Annotated in this window: 14 protein-coding genes and 3 pseudogenes; 7 read left to right on the top strand and 10 right to left on the bottom strand. The window is 66.9% G+C overall.

Annotation, left to right across the window (positions count from 1 at the left end; translation table 11 throughout):
• Nucleotides 1-5: 5 nt before the first annotated feature.
• The 3 genes from AMK21_RS00795 to AMK21_RS00785 all read right to left on the bottom strand — a co-directional run bounded on the left by AMK21_RS00795 (nucleotide 6) and on the right by AMK21_RS00785 (nucleotide 2,102).
• The gene (locus AMK21_RS00795; protein ID WP_073873103.1) at nucleotides 6-776 is read right to left on the bottom strand and encodes a YidC/Oxa1 family membrane protein insertase; all 771 of its coding nucleotides are present in this window, start codon (nucleotides 774-776) and stop codon (nucleotides 6-8) included.
• Nucleotides 777-883: 107 nt separating this feature from the next.
• Nucleotides 884-1,219 (bottom strand): DUF6412 domain-containing protein, encoded by a 336-nt coding sequence (locus AMK21_RS00790; protein WP_073873100.1) that lies wholly within the window; start codon nucleotides 1,217-1,219, stop codon nucleotides 884-886.
• Nucleotides 1,220-1,331: 112 nt separating this feature from the next.
• Nucleotides 1,332-2,102, bottom strand: a complete 771-nt coding sequence (locus AMK21_RS00785) for a class E sortase (protein WP_073874177.1) — start codon at nucleotides 2,100-2,102, stop codon at nucleotides 1,332-1,334.
• 197 nt (nucleotides 2,103-2,299) lie between these two features.
• Between AMK21_RS00785 and AMK21_RS00780 the strand changes: the two genes are divergently transcribed.
• The 3 genes from AMK21_RS00780 (at nucleotide 2,300) to AMK21_RS35650 (ending at nucleotide 7,051) form a co-directional block, all read left to right on the top strand.
• Nucleotides 2,300-3,307, top strand: a complete 1,008-nt coding sequence (locus AMK21_RS00780; RefSeq protein WP_073873097.1) for an SEC-C domain-containing protein — start codon at nucleotides 2,300-2,302, stop codon at nucleotides 3,305-3,307.
• Between the two features lie 145 nt (nucleotides 3,308-3,452).
• A complete protein-coding gene (locus AMK21_RS00775; protein WP_073873094.1) occupies nucleotides 3,453-6,590 on the top strand; it encodes a DUF3427 domain-containing protein in 3,138 nt (1,045 codons plus the stop codon).
• Between the two features lie 308 nt (nucleotides 6,591-6,898).
• Nucleotides 6,899-7,051, top strand: coding sequence for a hypothetical protein (locus tag AMK21_RS35650; protein WP_234421789.1), 153 nt, complete (start codon nucleotides 6,899-6,901; stop codon nucleotides 7,049-7,051).
• Between the two features lie 107 nt (nucleotides 7,052-7,158).
• On the opposite strand, the pseudogene AMK21_RS35645 reads toward AMK21_RS35650, so the two are convergent.
• A pseudogene (locus AMK21_RS35645) lies at nucleotides 7,159-7,239 on the bottom strand (IS5/IS1182 family transposase); the annotation flags it as partial.
• 30 nt (nucleotides 7,240-7,269) lie between these two features.
• Nucleotides 7,270-8,637, bottom strand: a complete 1,368-nt coding sequence (locus AMK21_RS00765; RefSeq protein ID WP_073873091.1) for a hypothetical protein — start codon at nucleotides 8,635-8,637, stop codon at nucleotides 7,270-7,272.
• Nucleotides 8,638-9,469: 832 nt separating this feature from the next.
• Here AMK21_RS00765 and AMK21_RS00760 point away from each other — a divergent pair.
• The 4 genes and pseudogenes from AMK21_RS00760 to AMK21_RS36565 all read left to right on the top strand — a co-directional run bounded on the left by AMK21_RS00760 (nucleotide 9,470) and on the right by AMK21_RS36565 (nucleotide 11,204).
• On the top strand, nucleotides 9,470-9,712 hold the full coding sequence (locus tag AMK21_RS00760; protein ID WP_073873088.1) for a DUF397 domain-containing protein: 243 nt from the start codon (nucleotides 9,470-9,472) through the stop codon (nucleotides 9,710-9,712).
• 234 nt (nucleotides 9,713-9,946) lie between these two features.
• Nucleotides 9,947-10,252 carry a hypothetical protein gene (locus tag AMK21_RS00755; protein WP_234421788.1) on the top strand — a complete coding sequence of 102 codons (306 nt, stop codon included), beginning with the start codon at nucleotides 9,947-9,949 and terminating at the stop codon, nucleotides 10,250-10,252.
• 42 nt (nucleotides 10,253-10,294) lie between these two features.
• Nucleotides 10,295-10,762 (top strand): annotated as a pseudogene (locus AMK21_RS36570) (JmjC domain-containing protein); the annotation flags it as partial.
• A 163-nt stretch (nucleotides 10,763-10,925) separates the two neighbouring features.
• Nucleotides 10,926-11,204 carry a hypothetical protein gene (locus AMK21_RS36565; protein ID WP_308311693.1) on the top strand — a complete coding sequence of 93 codons (279 nt, stop codon included), beginning with the start codon at nucleotides 10,926-10,928 and terminating at the stop codon, nucleotides 11,202-11,204.
• Between the two features lie 186 nt (nucleotides 11,205-11,390).
• Here AMK21_RS36565 and AMK21_RS00745 read toward each other — a convergent pair whose 3' ends face one another.
• The 5 genes and pseudogenes from AMK21_RS00745 to AMK21_RS00725 all read right to left on the bottom strand — a co-directional run bounded on the left by AMK21_RS00745 (nucleotide 11,391) and on the right by AMK21_RS00725 (nucleotide 15,561).
• A complete protein-coding gene (locus tag AMK21_RS00745) occupies nucleotides 11,391-11,870 on the bottom strand; it encodes a hypothetical protein (RefSeq protein WP_079181039.1) in 480 nt (159 codons plus the stop codon).
• A 417-nt stretch (nucleotides 11,871-12,287) separates the two neighbouring features.
• Nucleotides 12,288-12,578: pseudogene (locus AMK21_RS36790) on the bottom strand (IS5/IS1182 family transposase); the annotation flags it as partial.
• Nucleotides 12,579-12,638: 60 nt separating this feature from the next.
• A complete protein-coding gene (locus AMK21_RS00735) occupies nucleotides 12,639-13,172 on the bottom strand; it encodes a hypothetical protein (RefSeq protein WP_073873079.1) in 534 nt (177 codons plus the stop codon).
• A 113-nt stretch (nucleotides 13,173-13,285) separates the two neighbouring features.
• Nucleotides 13,286-15,097 (bottom strand): alpha/beta hydrolase, encoded by a 1,812-nt coding sequence (locus AMK21_RS00730; protein WP_073874175.1) that lies wholly within the window; start codon nucleotides 15,095-15,097, stop codon nucleotides 13,286-13,288.
• 8 nt (nucleotides 15,098-15,105) lie between these two features.
• Entirely contained in the window at nucleotides 15,106-15,561 is a 456-nt protein-coding gene (locus tag AMK21_RS00725) for a hypothetical protein (protein ID WP_073873076.1), read from the bottom strand.
• Nucleotides 15,562-15,566: the final 5 nt, after the last annotated feature.

Raw genomic sequence — 15,566 nt, 5'->3', positions numbered from 1 at the left:
CCCGACTACGCCGCTTTGGCCATGGCGCCGCCGGCCGCGGGCACGTCCCGGTAGAGCCAGGCCCGCTCGACGGCGGTCCACGTGGTCGTGGTGACGACGTACAGGGCGGCGGCGAGCGGGACGACGGCGACGGTGATCAGGGTCGCGAACGAGAGCAGCGGCATCATCTTCATCATCGCGCCCATACCGGGCACGGCCTGCCCGTCGGGACCGGTGGCGGGGACCATCGGGTTGGCCGCCATCTGCCGCTTGGTGCGTCCGTAGCTGAAGGTGGCCACGGCGGCGACGAGCGCGAAGAGCCCCAGGTAGACCCAGCCCTGCCCGCCGAACATCCCGCCGTGCGCGAGGGCGTCGTGCCAGCGCCCGCCGAGCGGGGCGCCGAGGAGGTCGTGGCTGAGCAGCGCGTTGGGCTCGCCGCCGATGGAGCCGCTGGAGAACAGGTGGTAGAGCAGGAAGAACGCGGGCATCTGGAGCAGGCTCGGCAGGCAGCCGGAGAGCGGCGAGACCTTCTCGGCGGCGTGCAGCTCCATGATCGCCTTCTGCATCCGCTCGGGGTTCTTCCCGTGCTTCTCGCGGAGCTCGGCGATCTGCGGCTGGAGCCGGGTACGGGCCTTCTGCCCGCGCGCGGCGGCCCGCGAGAGCGGGTGGACGGCGAGCCGCACGAGGGCGGTGAAAAGGATGATCGCGGCGGCGGTGGACGCGCCGTGGAACAGCGGCTGGAGCAGGTCGGCGAGGGAGCCGACCAGGTTCGCGAAAGCGGACATGAAGGCGGACATGGGTGAGCCCTCCGGGGGTCTCGTCGTGCCGGGGAAGGACGTACGGGTGCGGTACGCGGCAGGACGGCCGGTGCGGGGGCGCTACGGGTTCGACGTGCGGGAGTGCCCTACGCGACGGCGGCCGTCAGGAGGGCGTGCCCGGGTGCTCGGGGCCTGGTCCGGCCGCGGGCGTCAGGATCGCGCTGGGGCAGGAAGGCGGTGCGCCTCTCCCGGTCCCTGATCGCCGTACGGACCCGGGTGCGGGGCACCGGGGGCGCGCAGCGGGCGCTGATGACGGAGCAGGCGAGGAGCGCGGAGCCGGCCGCGGCGGTGGCGGCGAGCGCGACGGCGGCGGAGAGGCCGCCGCCCTCGGCCAGGACGACCTCGGCGAGGAGGAGGACGAGTAGGCCGACGGGCCGGAGCAGCCGGGCGAAGGCGCCGCGCAGCCGGTTGGCGTCACGCATGGGCGTCCCTCCCCCTTGGGCTCTCCTTGGCGGCGTACCTATCAGTCCCGGCACTCCTTTCGTTATACATGATGATCGGCCGGGCTCGGCTGCGTCCGAGGGGGCCTCTCGCTCACCGGGGACGCATGGCGGTGAGCTTCCCCCAGACGACGAGCCGGTAGCGGGAGCTGAACTCGGGGGTGCAGGTGGTGAGGGTCAGGTAGTACCCGGGCTCGCTGTAGCCGGCGGAGGTCGTGATGTTGGAGCGGGGCACGGGGGCGATGACCCCGCTGTCGGAGGGCGCGGTCCGGGCGAGGCCCTTGTCGACGGTGTACGTGTAGACGGCGTCCCGGGTCTCGACGGTGATCCGGTCACCACGCCGCAGCCGGTCGAGGCGTCGGAAGGGCTCGCCGTGGGTGTTGCGGTGCCCGGCGAGCGCGAAGTTCCCGGCCCGCCCGGCCTGGGCGGTGCGCGTGTAGTGCCCCACGTACCCCCGGTCCAGCACCCCGCCCTTGCCGGTTCCCTCGGCGACGGGGGCGGTGAGCCCGATGCGGGGGATGCGCAGGACGGCGTAGGCCTGTTCCCAGCGGGGGAATGCGGTGCGGGCGGGGGTGGGCGGCGCCCCGGAACCGCGAGTGCCGCCGGGACCGGTGGCGGGAGGCAGGGGCTCAGGCACCACGGGGTCGCCGCTCGGGGCGACCGGAGGAGGCGGGCCCCATTCCCGCTGAAGGGCCTGGACGGTACGCCCGGCCTCCTGGCGGGCCTCCCGGTTGGTCCACCACAGCTGATGGACGACAAGAAGAAGGAGCACCAGCCCGAGGGTGACGACGAGCTCGGCGGAGACCCAGAGCCCGCGCGCGAGAAGGTCCCGCCCCCGCGCACCACTCCACGGCCTCCGCCGCACCGCGACACGCACCGGTGCCCGCCCCCGACCGCGCTCCCGTTCCCACACGGCGGGCACGATAGGACCAACCCCCAGAACTCTCCATACCCCTCGGCCGATTCCACTCACCAGCAGATCGCCCCGCCGGCGACCCCACTCCCAAACCGGCTTGCGACCTCTCCTCCCGACGGCCGCTGTCCGGCAGTACCGTGTGATCCATGCGCCCCGACACGCCTGCCGACCACATCACCGAAGCCGAGCGCCTGCTGCGCACCGCGGCGCGGTACCCCGAGGACCAGGAACCGCTGGTCCTCCAGGCCGCGGCCCATCTGGAACTCGCCGGTGACCGTTCCCGCGCGAGCACGCTCTACGACGACCTGCTGGCCGCCCCCGAGTCCACCGTCGAGAACCCGCACCTGATCAAGGCCCTGAAGGCGTCGAACCTCTGGGAGTACGGGCACGAGGCCGAGGCCCGCGCGATCATCGAGGGCATCCGCGCCGCGGGCCCGCTGGACGCGGCACCCTGGCAGATCGCCGCCGAGACCCTGGAGGCGCACGACGAGCTGGAGTCGGCGCACGACTTCTTCTCGACCGCGCTGACGCTGCTGCTGGCCCCCGGCGAGGAGGTCCCGTACGCGACGCAGTCCCTGCTCACCGGCAGGCACCGGGTACGCAGGCTGATGGGCCTGGACCACGACACCTGGGACGAGCTGGCCGGCGCGCTGCACACGGCCCCGGTCCCCCTGGACGAACTCCACGACCCGAAGCGCGTGTGGTCGCTGGGCTCCTCGGACCCGGTGGAGCTGAAGGCGGAGATCACCCGCCTGCGCGCGGAGCTGGGCACGTACCGTACGGCGCTGTCGCGCCCGTTCCCGGTGGCGGTGCTGCACTGGCCAGAGCAGGAACTCCGCGAACTGCTCACCACATACCCCGACTTGGCCGAGGAGTACGTGGACCGCGCCACCCACCTGTCCCGCCTGGAGGCGTCCCTGCGCGACCTCCACGCCACGGGCACCCCGAACCTGGGCATCGTCACGGGCACGGTCCCCTCCTACGAGGCCTTCGCCGCCTCCGAAGCAGCCTCCCCCGCCGACCCGGGCCTCCTCCCCCAGTACGCCACCACCCTCGCCGCCCGAGGCCGCGCCACCCCTTGGCCTCCTTCCCGCACGGCTGCCTGCTGGTGCGGGTCGGGGGAGGCCTATGGGGGGTGCCACGGGGGCGGGTGACGCCTGCTGCATGTCAATGGCAGGGGCCGCTTCACGCGAGATCGCGGTGGCGGCCCTTCTGGTTTCAGGAGCCATTGCCCGGCTGTCAGCCCTTCTTGATACAAATGCACATGCCGTACGCTGCCAAATGAGGGGGGCTCGGGGCATGCCCAACGACATCTCAGACGACGCACCAGTTGCTGGGCTTTACGAATCGCTCATCACGCATCGGCTCGCCGAGCGGATGAAGCAGCTCGACTCCACGGGCTGGCACTCCATCGACGCCTCCGTCGGCAAGGAATCAGCACCACACGTGCTCTCCCGCCATATCGGCGCCACAGTGCGGCGGGTGTTCCAGGGGCTCTCTTCTGCCGAGCAGGTGATTGCGGCGAATCACATCCTGGAATCGCTTAATACGATCGAGGGTGCGACCGAGTGGGTCGATCTCGTCACCGATGGGCCGCGCCAGCTGTTGGCCGTCGCTGAGCAGGAGGCGCCGGGCGTCTACGCCATACGCCCAGCAACGCCGTTGTCCGAGACGGCGCTCATTACGAACTCCCCTGAGGACCCCAGTCTCGGCTTCGAGCTACGCGCCGAGCTGGCCACCGCCGACCGAGTCGACCTCCTCTGCGCATTCGTGAAGTGGCACGGACTCCGCGTTCTGGAGAAGTCCCTGTCGTCGGCGCGTGAGCGCGGTATTCCCATCCGTGTCCTGACGACGACGTACATCGGAGCCACCGAACGCCGCGCCCTGGACCGACTGGTGCGGGACTTCGGCGCCGAGGTCAAGGTCAACTACGAGCTCCGCTCCACGCGTCTGCACGCCAAGGCATGGCTCTTCCGCCGTGCCAGCGGCTTCGACACGGCGTATGTCGGCAGCTCGAACCTCTCCAAGGCCGCACTTCTGGACGGACTCGAATGGAACGTCCGCCTCTCCTCCGTCGCGACGCCGTCGGTGATCCGCAAGTTCGAGGCGACCTTCGACGCCTACTGGAGTGAAGCCGCTTTCGAGTCGTACGACCCTGACAAGGACGCGGCGCGACTGGACGACGCCTTGTCCCGCGCTGGTGGTAGCCGCCGCCCCGGATCGACGGGCATCACTCTCTCCGGGCTGGAGGTCCGCGCGTACCCTCACCAGCGAGACATGCTGGAGCGCCTCGAAGTCGAACGCACAGTGCACGACCGGCACCGAAATCTCCTCGTCGCAGCAACGGGCACCGGGAAGACCGTCATGGCGGCGCTGGACTACAAGCGCCTGCGCCAGACGTTCGGCCGCGACCCGCGCCTCCTCTTCGTGGCGCACCGGAAGGAGATCCTTCAGCAGTCCCTGCGCGTCTACCAGAACGTCCTCGTCGATGCGAACTTCGGTGAGTTGCTGCATAGTGGCGAGATCCCCAACCGCTGGACCCACGTGTTCGCCAGCGTCCAGTCGCTCACAGCACCGGCTCTGGACCGGATCGCCCCGGATCACTTCGACATCATCGTGATCGACGAGTTCCATCACGGCACGTCGCCTACGTACCGCAAGATCGTGGACCACTTCCGGCCCCGGGAGCTCTTGGGTCTGACAGCGACGCCGGAACGCATGGATGGCTTGAACATCCAGGACGAGTTCTTCGATGGCCGAATCGCGGCCGAGATGCGGCTCTGGGAGGCGCTGGAGAACGAGCTCCTGAGCCCCTTCCACTATTTCGGCGTCACCGACAACACGGACATGAGCGCTATCACGTGGAAGCGTGGAGCCTACGACCCGACAGCGCTGAGCAATCTCTTCACGGGCAACGAGGCACGAGCTCGGCTCGTCGTGCAAGCAGTGAAGGACAAGGTCACCGACCCTGGCTCGATGCGCGCTCTGGGGTTCTGCGTATCAGTCGCGCACGCGCACTTCATGGCTGACTACTTCCGACAGGCGGGCCTCAACGCCATCGCACTGTCCGGTGAGACTCCGTCGCTTGACCGCAAGGCCGCCCTTGAGGACCTTCGCTCAGGGGCGCTCCAAGTCATTTTCTCGGTCGACCTGTTCAACGAGGGCCTCGACATCCCCGACGTCGACACCTTGCTCCTGCTGCGCCCCACCTCCAGTGCCACGGTCTTCCTTCAGCAGTTGGGCCGCGGGTTGCGGCGCACCGAGGACAAGGCGGTCCTCACCGTCTTGGACTTCATCGGTCAGCACCGCAAGGAGTTCCGCTTCGAGGAGCAGTTCCGCGCCCTGACGAACCTGACGCGCAACCGCCTCCTCGACAACATCGAGCAGGACTTCCCTCAACTTCCCTCTGGCTGCCAGATCATTCTGGAGACGAAGGCCAAGGAACTGATCATTGACAACATTCGCGCCCAGATCGCGGTCAACGTCACGCAGTTGGCCCGTGAGGTCGCTTCCTACGCGAAGCCGCGTCTGGCCGACTTCCTCAAGGAGAGCGGCCGAGAGCTCAAGGAGCTCTATCGTGGCAACGGAAACTCGTGGACGGGCCTGTTGCGTCGAGCGAAGCTTCTGGACGCGGTCGGCCCTCAAGGCGAGTTGCCCCTCCTCAAGCGGGTTTCGGCCTTCCTGCATGTCGATGACCCGCTGCGCGTTGCGGCATACAGCAAGCTGCTAGCCGATAATGCCCCTGTCTACGACGAACTCAGCGAACAGGAGCAGGGCTACGCCCGCATGCTCTTCTTCTCGCTGTGGCCGCTGGCAGAGGGGTTCTCCAGCTACCAAGCAGGGCTGGAGTCACTCCGCCATCAGCACGCCTTCCGCGACGAGTTGAGGCAAGTGCTCGCACACGTCATCCAGAAGGCCGACCACGTTCCGGTGCCGCTCCTCGGGACGCACGCCGCCATCCCCCTGACCGTCCACGCTTCGTACAGCCGCGAGGAGATTCTCCCCGCGCTGGGCCAGGCCTCTGTGGACGGTCGGAAGCCGGGGCACTTCCGCGAGGGGGTGAGGTGGTGCGAGAGCATCCAAACCGATGCTCTGTTCGTCACCCTGGAGAAGGACGAGAAGGACTTCTCGCCCGAGACCCGCTACAAGGACTACGCCCTCAATGACTCATTGTTCCACTGGGAGTCACAGAACCAGACGTCGGAGCGCTCACCCACAGGCGTCCGCTACCAGACCCACAAGGAGAAGGGCACTCACGTCCTGCTCTTTGTGCGCCGGTACAAGCAGACGGATATCGGTGGACCCCAACCGTGGATGCTCATGGGGCCGGCGGAGTACGTCAAGCACACGGGCAGTAACCCTATGGCGATTGAGTGGAAGCTCTTCCATCAGATTCCGGCCGATGTACTGACCTACTCGGCAATCGCCGCCGCCTGACCCGCTCAAGCCGAAGGCAAGCGCTCTTACCTCTTCAACGGCATGGACGCAGTACGACGGGGTTGCCTCATGCGCGAGAGCGACGGGATCCGACGGTTTCGCGAGGATGGCGCTCAAGCTGGACGCGGTCGCCACCGGCCTCAACGGCATCGCGTACCTGGCACTCGCCACGGTCCTCGACTCCTTCTTGGGCGTCACGACGGCAGCCCAGTACCCGGTGGGGGCGTTCCCGCTCCTCTACTCGCAGGGAGTGCTCGCCATCGGGACGCGGAAGGAGATCAAACCGCACGGGACTGACGGCGGTCGTCGTGGCGAACCTGCTGTGGGTCGTGCTCAGCCTGGTGGTGGTGATCTCCGGCGTGCTGTCTCCGACCGGCTTCGGTGCGGTCTGGGTCGTGCTGCAAAGTCTGGCGGTCGGCGGCTTCGCAGCCCTCCAGTACGTCGGGCTCAAGCGGCTGTGAGATCGGCCGGATCAGGTGCGGGAGAGCCATGGGGAATGCGCCGGACCTCGACGCCGGGAACACCCGCGGATCACGTGAGCGCCACGTCATCGAGACGTCAGGAGTGCAGTCGAGTACCTGTAGTTCTTCGACTGCTCAGCGACTGAGTGATCGCGTATGGGTGCCAGGGTGCCGTCTGCCGAGACAACCACGCCCTGCCAGTGATCGCCGCGTGAGGGCTACCCCTTCATCCCCGCCACCTGCCGCGACCGCTCCTGGAGCTCACGCGCCGCCCGGAGCTTGCCGTACGGCGCGATGCGCTTGCGCATGGTCTCGAAGTGCTCGTCGCCGCGTGCCGAGGAGAGCCCTACGTAGTCGTCGAGGAACGTCCCCCACGTGGTGCAGGCCTCCTCGATATGGCCGAACTCGAACTGCCGCTGGGCCATGACCGCGTTGGCGTGGAGGCGGCCCTGCCGCTCCTGCTTCGGCTGAGCGCGGAGCGATGTCTTCAATGCCGCGATGGAGCCCGGCAGGTCGCGTGTCTCGTACAGGACGTGGGCGACGTGGAACTGGTAGGCGGACTGGTCGTACCCACCGATCGACTCCCGCCGCGAATCGGCCTTCGAGAGCGCCGCCTCCGCCTCGCGCAGCCTCCCGAACGCCTGGCGGCGGTCGCCGACCATCGAGGAGGCGTGGGCCTGTTGCCCGCGGAGGAAGGCCACCAGGCGCGGGCCGGCGTCCGGTGCTGCCTCGGCTGCCGAGTCCGCCAGTTCCAGGGCCTTTGGGCCGTAGCGGAGGTTGGATGCCTGGAGGCTCATGCCGCGTAGCGTGCGGCAGTACGTGACGTGGTCGGCCGCCTCCTGGGCGAGGCGCAACGCCTTCACGTAGTACTGCTGCCCGAGGCCGTGAGCGCGCTCGTACATCGCCATCCAGCCCGTGAGGTACGTCAGGTCCGAAGCGGCGGAGAGCATGTCGCGCCGGACCGGTCCGGCGGCGGAGGCGCGCAAGTACGGCGCCACCGTGTTCACCAGGAACGCGGCTGCCATCGGACGGGCATGTCCGGCACCGAGCTCGTCGAGGATGTCCGCGATGCGGTCGGTCATCGTACGGACGGTCGCGACCTCGGCCGCGCCGATGCGACCGGTCGGCCGGACCGAGCGTTCCCGTTCCTCGGCGTAGGCCTCACCGGCGAACAGAGGGACGGCCAGGGCCGCCGAGTACAGGCCTGCCGCGAGAACTCCGCGTCGCGAGGGGTCCATGTCAGCCCTTCCGAGGTCCAAGAGGGAGGCGGCGGTGTCTCCGGCGTCTGCTGCCGCCCGCCTCCGGCGAACGCAGCCCCGCCTCGGCGAAGTCACCGGGCGACTCAGCTTCCGTTCCAGCGCTTCGATGATCACCGGTCTGACCTGTGCTCGCGGCTGCGTCCCGCTCAGCCAGTGCGATACGGCGGACTGGTCGTACTTCAGCGCCATACCCGCCTCGCGAGCGGTGCGGTTCACGGCGTTCGCAAGCTGCGTCCTGGACCAACCCGCCTGCTCGAGGAGGTTCTCAAGGCCGGAATTGCGGTTGCTTTCGGGTGCCACGCCTACACCAACTCCCCGGAAATTCATGGCTTTCACGGTTACGCCTGTATCCAACGGTACCGGGATGAGCACACCACGCAGTTACCTCTACACAGACCGCGATCAAAAGCGGCCATGAACGGAGATGCGTGGTGACCGACCTGATGAACACAAGCAGCGCTACCGGCACGGACCGTTCCTCCGACGCGGTGGCGAGCACGGAAGCAGAGGCAGAGCAGGCAGAACATGAGGTGCGGCGTGTCCTCGCGTTCCAGCTGGGTACCACCACCCGATCGGAACTCGACGAGGCCGCGGCCTCATTGCGCGGTCGAGTCAGTGCCCTCCTCGGCGGCCCGTCCGCCGAGGAGGGGAGGACGCATGGGGGCAGCGCCGACCGTGGCTTCGTCCTGGAGGTCGTTCATCTCATCGACAATCCTCCGGGCCCGCACGCCCTATCCCATGAGGTCTACTCCCACGTCAGGGCTCTGGCCCGGGTGCTCCGCAAGCTTGTCGCCATGAATGGGGCAGCAGCTTCGACCCGCCCACCTCTTCCCGTACGGCCGATCCCGGGCCGGAACGCAGCGCGATGAGCGAACGGGCCCGGCAGATCGCCTACGTCATCTGCCTCGCCACCATCGGCTCGTCCGCTTGTCGCGGCGGTGTGGTCCGACCGGTGACGCCCTAGGGGTGAACGCGAACAGGACCTTCCGGTATGGGCCTTTACCTGCGGGCCGCCGCAGGCCGACGTCCGGCTCGGACAACTCATCCCACAGACTCCCGCCCGGCTGTCTCCATGGACGGTCGGCAGCCGGGCGGGGCCGGGAGCACGACGGTGCGGAGACCGCATCTCCGCGACATCAGCACCGAAAGGGACTCTCTCATGAACGGAAACCTCTACGCGCTGCCGATCCCGGCCGCCGACGCCTTCGCCACCTACTGCGGAGGCGACGCGGGCGGCTCCGACGAGACCTGCGTGAGCCTCGCCGCCATCCCCGGCGCGGAGGCCTCTTTCGTCGTCCGTGACAGCAAGCCCGAGGGCGCGGGCAAGGAGCTGCGCTTCACCGGAGCCGAGCTCGACGACTTCGCCACCGGGTGGGTCAGGACGAGGGGCCTGACGCTCTAACCTGGCCCCCTTCCTGAGCGCGAAGCACCACGCAGCGGGCTGGAACGGACATGCTCCGGGCCGGCCCGCCTCCCCTATCGAAGGGCGCAGATGACCTGGTCAGGGCACTGGCATGGATACGGTCCGTGGACCGGCAGCAGGGACGCGTACGGCCAGGAGGCCCTACGCCGTCCGGGTGCAGAACTGAACTCCGAACAGACCCGAGCGTTCGTCGCTTCGACGCTCCCGCCCCTCATGACCGGGCACTGGCTCATGCGGCAGAACCAGACCGCGGTGGAGCGCACCTGGACCCGCGTCGTGGGTGCCGTCACCTGGCTGAAGAGCACGTACGAGGCCAATCCCCCTGGCGAGAGAGATGACGGCGGCCGCGCCTACGTCACCCTCGAACACAAGATCGCGTACGCGATGGACGCCCTCCCCCGAGGCGTCGACGTCTGCTGGGCGCACTACACGAAGTCCCAGAGCCTGATCTCGTTCTCGGTGGTGTGCTGCCTCAACCACCACCATCCCGGCCTCCCGTGCCCCCTGCCGCCCTCCTGACCGATCGGCGAGCAAAGTGAACCGAAGCGAGGAAGTACACCCATGTCCCTCCGCCTCCTATTACCCGCCCCAGGCGTGACGGAGCTCCTGACCTCATGGCCGGACGAGCCGTACGTGTACGAACGCGAGGCCGGCGAGCTGGACCGGGTGATCAATGCGGAGAGCATCGATCACTGCCTGGGCACCGGGTGCGTGCCCGCCGACGAGATCGCCGTCGTGAGCGACGGTGCCGCGTTGCACCCGGACCGCCACCGGACGGCGGGCCGGACCGACCCGGCGAAGCTACGGAGCCTCTACGAGGACGGCCACACGATCCGGCTCGGCAACCTCCAGCGGGTGGTCCCCTTCCTGGCGGACGTCTCCCGCGGCATTCAGCGGGAGACCGGCTACAGCAACTACCTGCACGCCTTCGTGACCCCACCCGGCCGTCAGGGCCTGCTCCACCACTGGGACCAGCAGATGGCCGTCATCGTGCAGATCGCGGGCACCAAGCGGTGGCAGCTCTGGCGCCCGATGTTCCCCTCTCCGATGCGGGAGTACCCGCGTCTGGAACCCCGCCTTCATCCCCCGGTGGGAAGCCGTGGGACCAGACCTGGAGGTCGACCTTGGACCGGGTCAGTCCCTGCTCCTGCCGAGGGGGTGGGTCCACAATCCCCACGCACTCGGCTCCGAAGTGCGCAGCATCCACCTGACGTTCGCCATCCGGGAACGCACGCCGGTCTGGGTGGCGGAGAAGCTCGTCGGCTGTGTGATCGAGAAGGACGCCTTCCGACGAGTCATCCCTCCCGCCGACATCGAAGGACAGCGGCTCTCCCAGCACGTACGGGACGTCAGGCAGGCCCTCCTCGAGCACCTGGCTGGACTCGACGTCGACGACTTCGGCAATCCCTGCACCGAGCCGCCAGCTCAGAGAAGGAGTACACCACCTGATCACGTACACCAAGGTCGCTGACCGCCAGGCCGGTCCCACAGAACGTGGCCCAGGGGGCGCCCGCCCCGCCCCTGGCCTGGACCCACAGACGGTCTGCCGACTCTTTGACCTGTCAACCAACCGTCTTTTTTGGGGGGGTGGGCATTCCGGGATACGGGGGCGAAAGTCAGCGGCGCCCCCGCACTGCCCGAAACGAACGCGACGACCTCAGTATCGGTCGACCTTCTCCCCCTCCGGGACCTGATAACAGGCGGAGACCACGTTGACGAGCAAAGTGGGATCGTTGGCGTCTCCGCCACTGTTCCTCTCCCAGAACTCGACCTTGACAGCGAATTTCTTCTCGATGTGATCCGCAGTCAGCTCCAAGGACTTGGATTTCGAACTGTTCGGCCCATATGCGACCACCTTCCAGCCATGCTTCGGAAGGTCTTCCTTGAGGCGGGTCATGGCCTTCATGAGTTCAGCGTCGGAGGGTCCGGTCAAGCTCCATGGGTGCCGCATGAGGAACAGTTTGCCTCGCTCCGCACCCTCGCACGTACTCACTCCCGGGCCCGACTTGGACATCTTTCCCTTGACGGCCATGATATCGAGGATCTGACTGGAAATACGCTTCGTTTCGGCGTCGACATCATCGACACTTCGCGTTCCGACCGGGTTCGGGGTACTGGAATCTGTCTGGTCAGTCATGCTGCATCCTGTAAGTGCGGTGAGTGTTGCGGCACCCAGAAGAACCGTGCCGGATATCCTATTCCTCAAGTCTTACCTTTCCGTACTGGCCAGTGAAGGTCATAGCGAATACTGGGACCCGGACACGGACAGCCTGAGGAATCAGGCGACGATGGTCGTCGCTGGGGTTGATGGCAACTCCCCCACCGAACGTCCATTGAGCTTCTTCAGCGTTGCAACTGAACCGTTCCAGATTCGGCTTCAGCGAGGATGCCCAGCGTGACAGGCGTTTCGTCTTGGCAGGAGGGCGTTCGACGCGCTTGGGCAGGAGCACGACGTCGAGCGCCTCGCAGGTGTCGCGGGCCCTCAGCGGGCCGGTGTTGTCGTCGAAGACGACGTGGAGGCGTGGGTAGTCGGGGAAGGAGCGGGTTCAGGTGCAGCGCCGGCAGCCTGTGGATCACGCCAGGTGAGCGTGGTCGTGTCGGTGATTCGTCCGGGCATGGCCCGGGTCATGGCCCCGTAGACGCGCGAGGCGGAGGAGGCCGGACGGTGTTCGTTGTCACGGACCAGGCGCCCGTGCAGTATCAAGATCCCAAAGGTCTGTTCCAGCCGCCACCGCTTCGGCTGCGGCACGTAGCCCGTCTCCTCGGGGTTCCGCCGGACGATCTCGACGTCGATGCCGAGTCCGGCCCCGTGCGTGACGACCTGGTTGACGCCCTGGTCGAGCAGAGTGACAGCTCACACCCTCAGGCGACGCCGGAACCCCTCAAAAGATCGTGAATCGCCCACTCAGAATCGGTCGATTTTCTCCCCCTCCGGGACCTGATAGCAGCCAGACACCACCATCAGGCTCAGCTTCGGCGGATTGCGCTTGGCATAGTGCCAAATCTTGACGCTGTGCCGCTCCTTCTCGTTGTCGGCGGTAAGCCTGACGTTCTTGTTCTTGCTGGTGTCAGGCCCATACTCGACGACCTTCCAGCCGTTTTTGGGAAGATCTTCCTTGAGTCGCTCCATCACCTCACCCAGTTGTTCGGGCGACGCTGGAGTGAAGCTCCAGGGATGGAAGATCTGGAAGTACTTTTCCGGGTCCTTACCTCCGCATTCCGTGACGCCGGCTCCGCTGTTGGATGCCTTCCCCTTGATGCCGATCAGGTCGTAGAGCTCGCTGGAGACCTTCTTCACCGCTCGGGCGGCTTCCTCCGACGTGCTGGTGCCCGCCGAGGGGAGAGAGTTGGAATCTTGGGCATCAGTCATGCTGCATCCAGTAAGGGTGGTTAGGGCGATAGACACGATGAGCGCCTGAGCGCCCAGTGCGGTCTTCATGGTGGAAGAGCCTCGTTCGGTCGGGCCGGAACACAATCCGGTCAGTTCGGTCGGGGGCGGCGGGGCGACCACCCGGGAATCCCATGCACGATCCGCCTCTCCGCGACGCACCTCTATCGCCCCCTTGTATACGCGGGAGGCACCGGCTTCAGTTCGACTTCATCCCCACGCCCAGCGACGACCAGTCCCTGATTCCTCAGGCTGTCGGTGCCCTCCTTCCAGTAGTCACTGTGTCCCTCGGTGTCCGTGGGCATCTGGTTGGCACCGAAAAGCGGGTCGCTCGGGATGATCCACGCGCCGTCCCAGTCCGTCCCACCGTGCCCCCAGCGGCCGATGTCCGGCACCACGTCCCCATCTGCCTCCTGGTTCCAAACGTGCCCTTCGGGAACGTCCAACTGCTCGGCCTTGCTCACCTGGACCCCTGGGCTGCCCGCCAGGATGACATCGTCCACGTTCAGTTCGCCCTGCCGAGCAGCAGACCCGATGAGGGTCGTGCCGTAGGAGTGGCCGATCGCCGTTCGGTGCGGATCCGAGTCAGCCGCACGAGAGGCGTCGAGGCCGTCGATGAAGCGGTTGTAGGCGGGAGCGCCGTCATCCGCGTAGTGGCTGAACGGCGAGTCCATCACGATGTTCTGTGGCGCGTCGTACCCGAGCCAGGTGATCGTGGAAACCGAGCCACCATCCGCCTCGTCGTTGGCCACACGCCACACATTGGCCATCCTGTCGATGTCGCCTCCGACATTGCCAAGGTTCGATGTCGTACCAGGTACGTAGACCGCTTGATGATCAGCCGTATCCGGATTGCCATTCGCAACGATCGCCCGGCCATTCCCTTCCGCGCTGAAACCCAGCAGGTACGCCTCGGGCAGGCCTTCCTTGCCTGTCCGGTCGAATCGTCCCTGAATGCTCTCCATACCGACACGGGACTTGGTGAGCCGCTCGTAGCGGTCACCGTACTTGTTGTGCCACTCCATCCATTCGTCGGTACGCACCTTGGAGGGATGGCCGCCCGCGTTGATGAATGTCCACTCCTGAGCAGGCGGCATAGGGATCGTGTCCAATTCCATTCGAACTCGCGCATACTCCTCCATGAGGACGACACGGTTGGCCTCGTCACGAACCGAGGAGGGCAGACCGTCAAGCTCCCCCACGGTCTCAGGCTGGAGTGAGAGCCAAGCCGACTGCTCCTCCGGGCTGAGCCCCTTCCACCACGACGCGTTTTCCTTCGGAGTGCCGTCCTTCGGTGCTTCCGGCAGCGAGGCGCGATAGTCCTTGCCCGCCTCGCGGACGCCTCCCGTGTCCGACTGCACGTCCGCCCAGTCCGCATAGGAGACCGTCAGGTCGTCGTCGGCCTTCAGCGCACGCAGTTTCGGCGCCCACTTCGTATCCGCCTCCGTGGCTTCCTTCAAAGCGTCGGCGATCCGGTTGGCGTATGCCATCGCCCTGCCGTAGTTCGGGTTCGGGTGGATGTTCACCGCCTGACGCTCCAAGGCGTCGGACGTCGGGCTGCCTCCGGCGCTCCCGGTCACCGTGCCGCCATCAGCGAGCTTCTCGTCGTCGGGCTTCTTGCCGGCAGGGTACGAGACGGAACCGTTCGGGTTCACCGTGCAACCGTCGGCTCTGGCGTCCTCGATCGCCGCTTCCAGTTTTCGCTTGGCCACCGCGATGTCGAAGGCGAGGCCATGCAGCGCTGTGCTCGCCAGGGCACACTCGGTCTGCACGTAGTGGAAGTTCTGCGACAGGTCCTTGAGCGCGCCCTGAGCGCTCTCCTGCGCTTTGCCGTCCAACTGGTTGCGGACTCCGGCGCTGATCTGATTGTCGATCGTGTCCTTGGCCGTACTGGCCATGTCAGCAGTGGCCCGGTAGCCGTCTGCAGCTTCCTCGTACTCCGAGGGTTCGAAGGCTCTCAGCGTCGTCAGATCCATGACCGAAATCACTTCTCCTTCGCTTGGCCGCCGACAGCCTCGGTGTCCTTATAGGTCATCTTGAGCTTCTCCAGATCTTCCTTGACCTCCTCATCGGACCTCGCCAGATCATGACCCGCCTTCTGCATCAGCCCGCCCAGTGCACCACAACGGCCGCTCACGTCGCTGACGTACTTCTTCCAGGAGTCATAGAGCTCCTTCTGCGCCGCCGCGCTCCGGGACCCGCTGGTGCCACCCAGTCCCGCCTGCCCGTCGGCCAGTTTCGTCAACGCCTTACCAACGCCGGCCTTCAGGCCGGTGACGCCCTCACCCGCCTTCACCCATGCCTTTTTGTCTGATTTCAAGTCCCCCGAAGCTGCGCCCGTCTGGGTTCCGCCCTCTGAATGAGTCTGATTCAGCTGCATTTGTGCGGAACCATTGGCTGCCGCATCAGATTTGAGCTGCTCCCACTCATCCCACGCCATCCGCG

The sequence above is a fragment of the Streptomyces sp. CB00316 genome (assembly GCF_001905595.1).
In the GTDB taxonomy this organism is placed as follows: domain Bacteria; phylum Actinomycetota; class Actinomycetes; order Streptomycetales; family Streptomycetaceae; genus Streptomyces.
Note: the sequence above shows the minus strand (reverse complement) of the source record. Positions and strands in the feature narration are given on the sequence as shown.

Bases quoted from the DNA above. Each gene is read 5' to 3' on its own strand.
- AMK21_RS00780 (WP_073873097.1), top strand. From the start codon at position 2,300: ATGCGCCCCGACACGCCTGCCGACCACATCACCGAAGCCGAGCGCCTG.
- AMK21_RS00790 (WP_073873100.1), bottom strand. From the start codon at position 1,219: ATGCGTGACGCCAACCGGCTGCGCGGCGCCTTCGCCCGGCTGCTCCGG.
- AMK21_RS00775 (WP_073873094.1), top strand. From the start codon at position 3,453: ATGCCCAACGACATCTCAGACGACGCACCAGTTGCTGGGCTTTACGAA.
- AMK21_RS00755 (WP_234421788.1), top strand. From the start codon at position 9,947: ATGACCGGGCACTGGCTCATGCGGCAGAACCAGACCGCGGTGGAGCGC.
- AMK21_RS00795 (WP_073873103.1), bottom strand. From the start codon at position 776: ATGTCCGCCTTCATGTCCGCTTTCGCGAACCTGGTCGGCTCCCTCGCC.
- AMK21_RS00735 (WP_073873079.1), bottom strand. From the start codon at position 13,172: ATGAAGACCGCACTGGGCGCTCAGGCGCTCATCGTGTCTATCGCCCTA.
- AMK21_RS00745 (WP_079181039.1), bottom strand. From the start codon at position 11,870: ATGACTGACCAGACAGATTCCAGTACCCCGAACCCGGTCGGAACGCGA.
- AMK21_RS00730 (WP_073874175.1), bottom strand. From the start codon at position 15,097: ATGGATCTGACGACGCTGAGAGCCTTCGAACCCTCGGAGTACGAGGAA.
- AMK21_RS00725 (WP_073873076.1), bottom strand. From the start codon at position 15,561: ATGGCGTGGGATGAGTGGGAGCAGCTCAAATCTGATGCGGCAGCCAAT.
- AMK21_RS00760 (WP_073873088.1), top strand. From the start codon at position 9,470: ATGAACGGAAACCTCTACGCGCTGCCGATCCCGGCCGCCGACGCCTTC.
- AMK21_RS00765 (WP_073873091.1), bottom strand. From the start codon at position 8,637: ATGAATTTCCGGGGAGTTGGTGTAGGCGTGGCACCCGAAAGCAACCGC.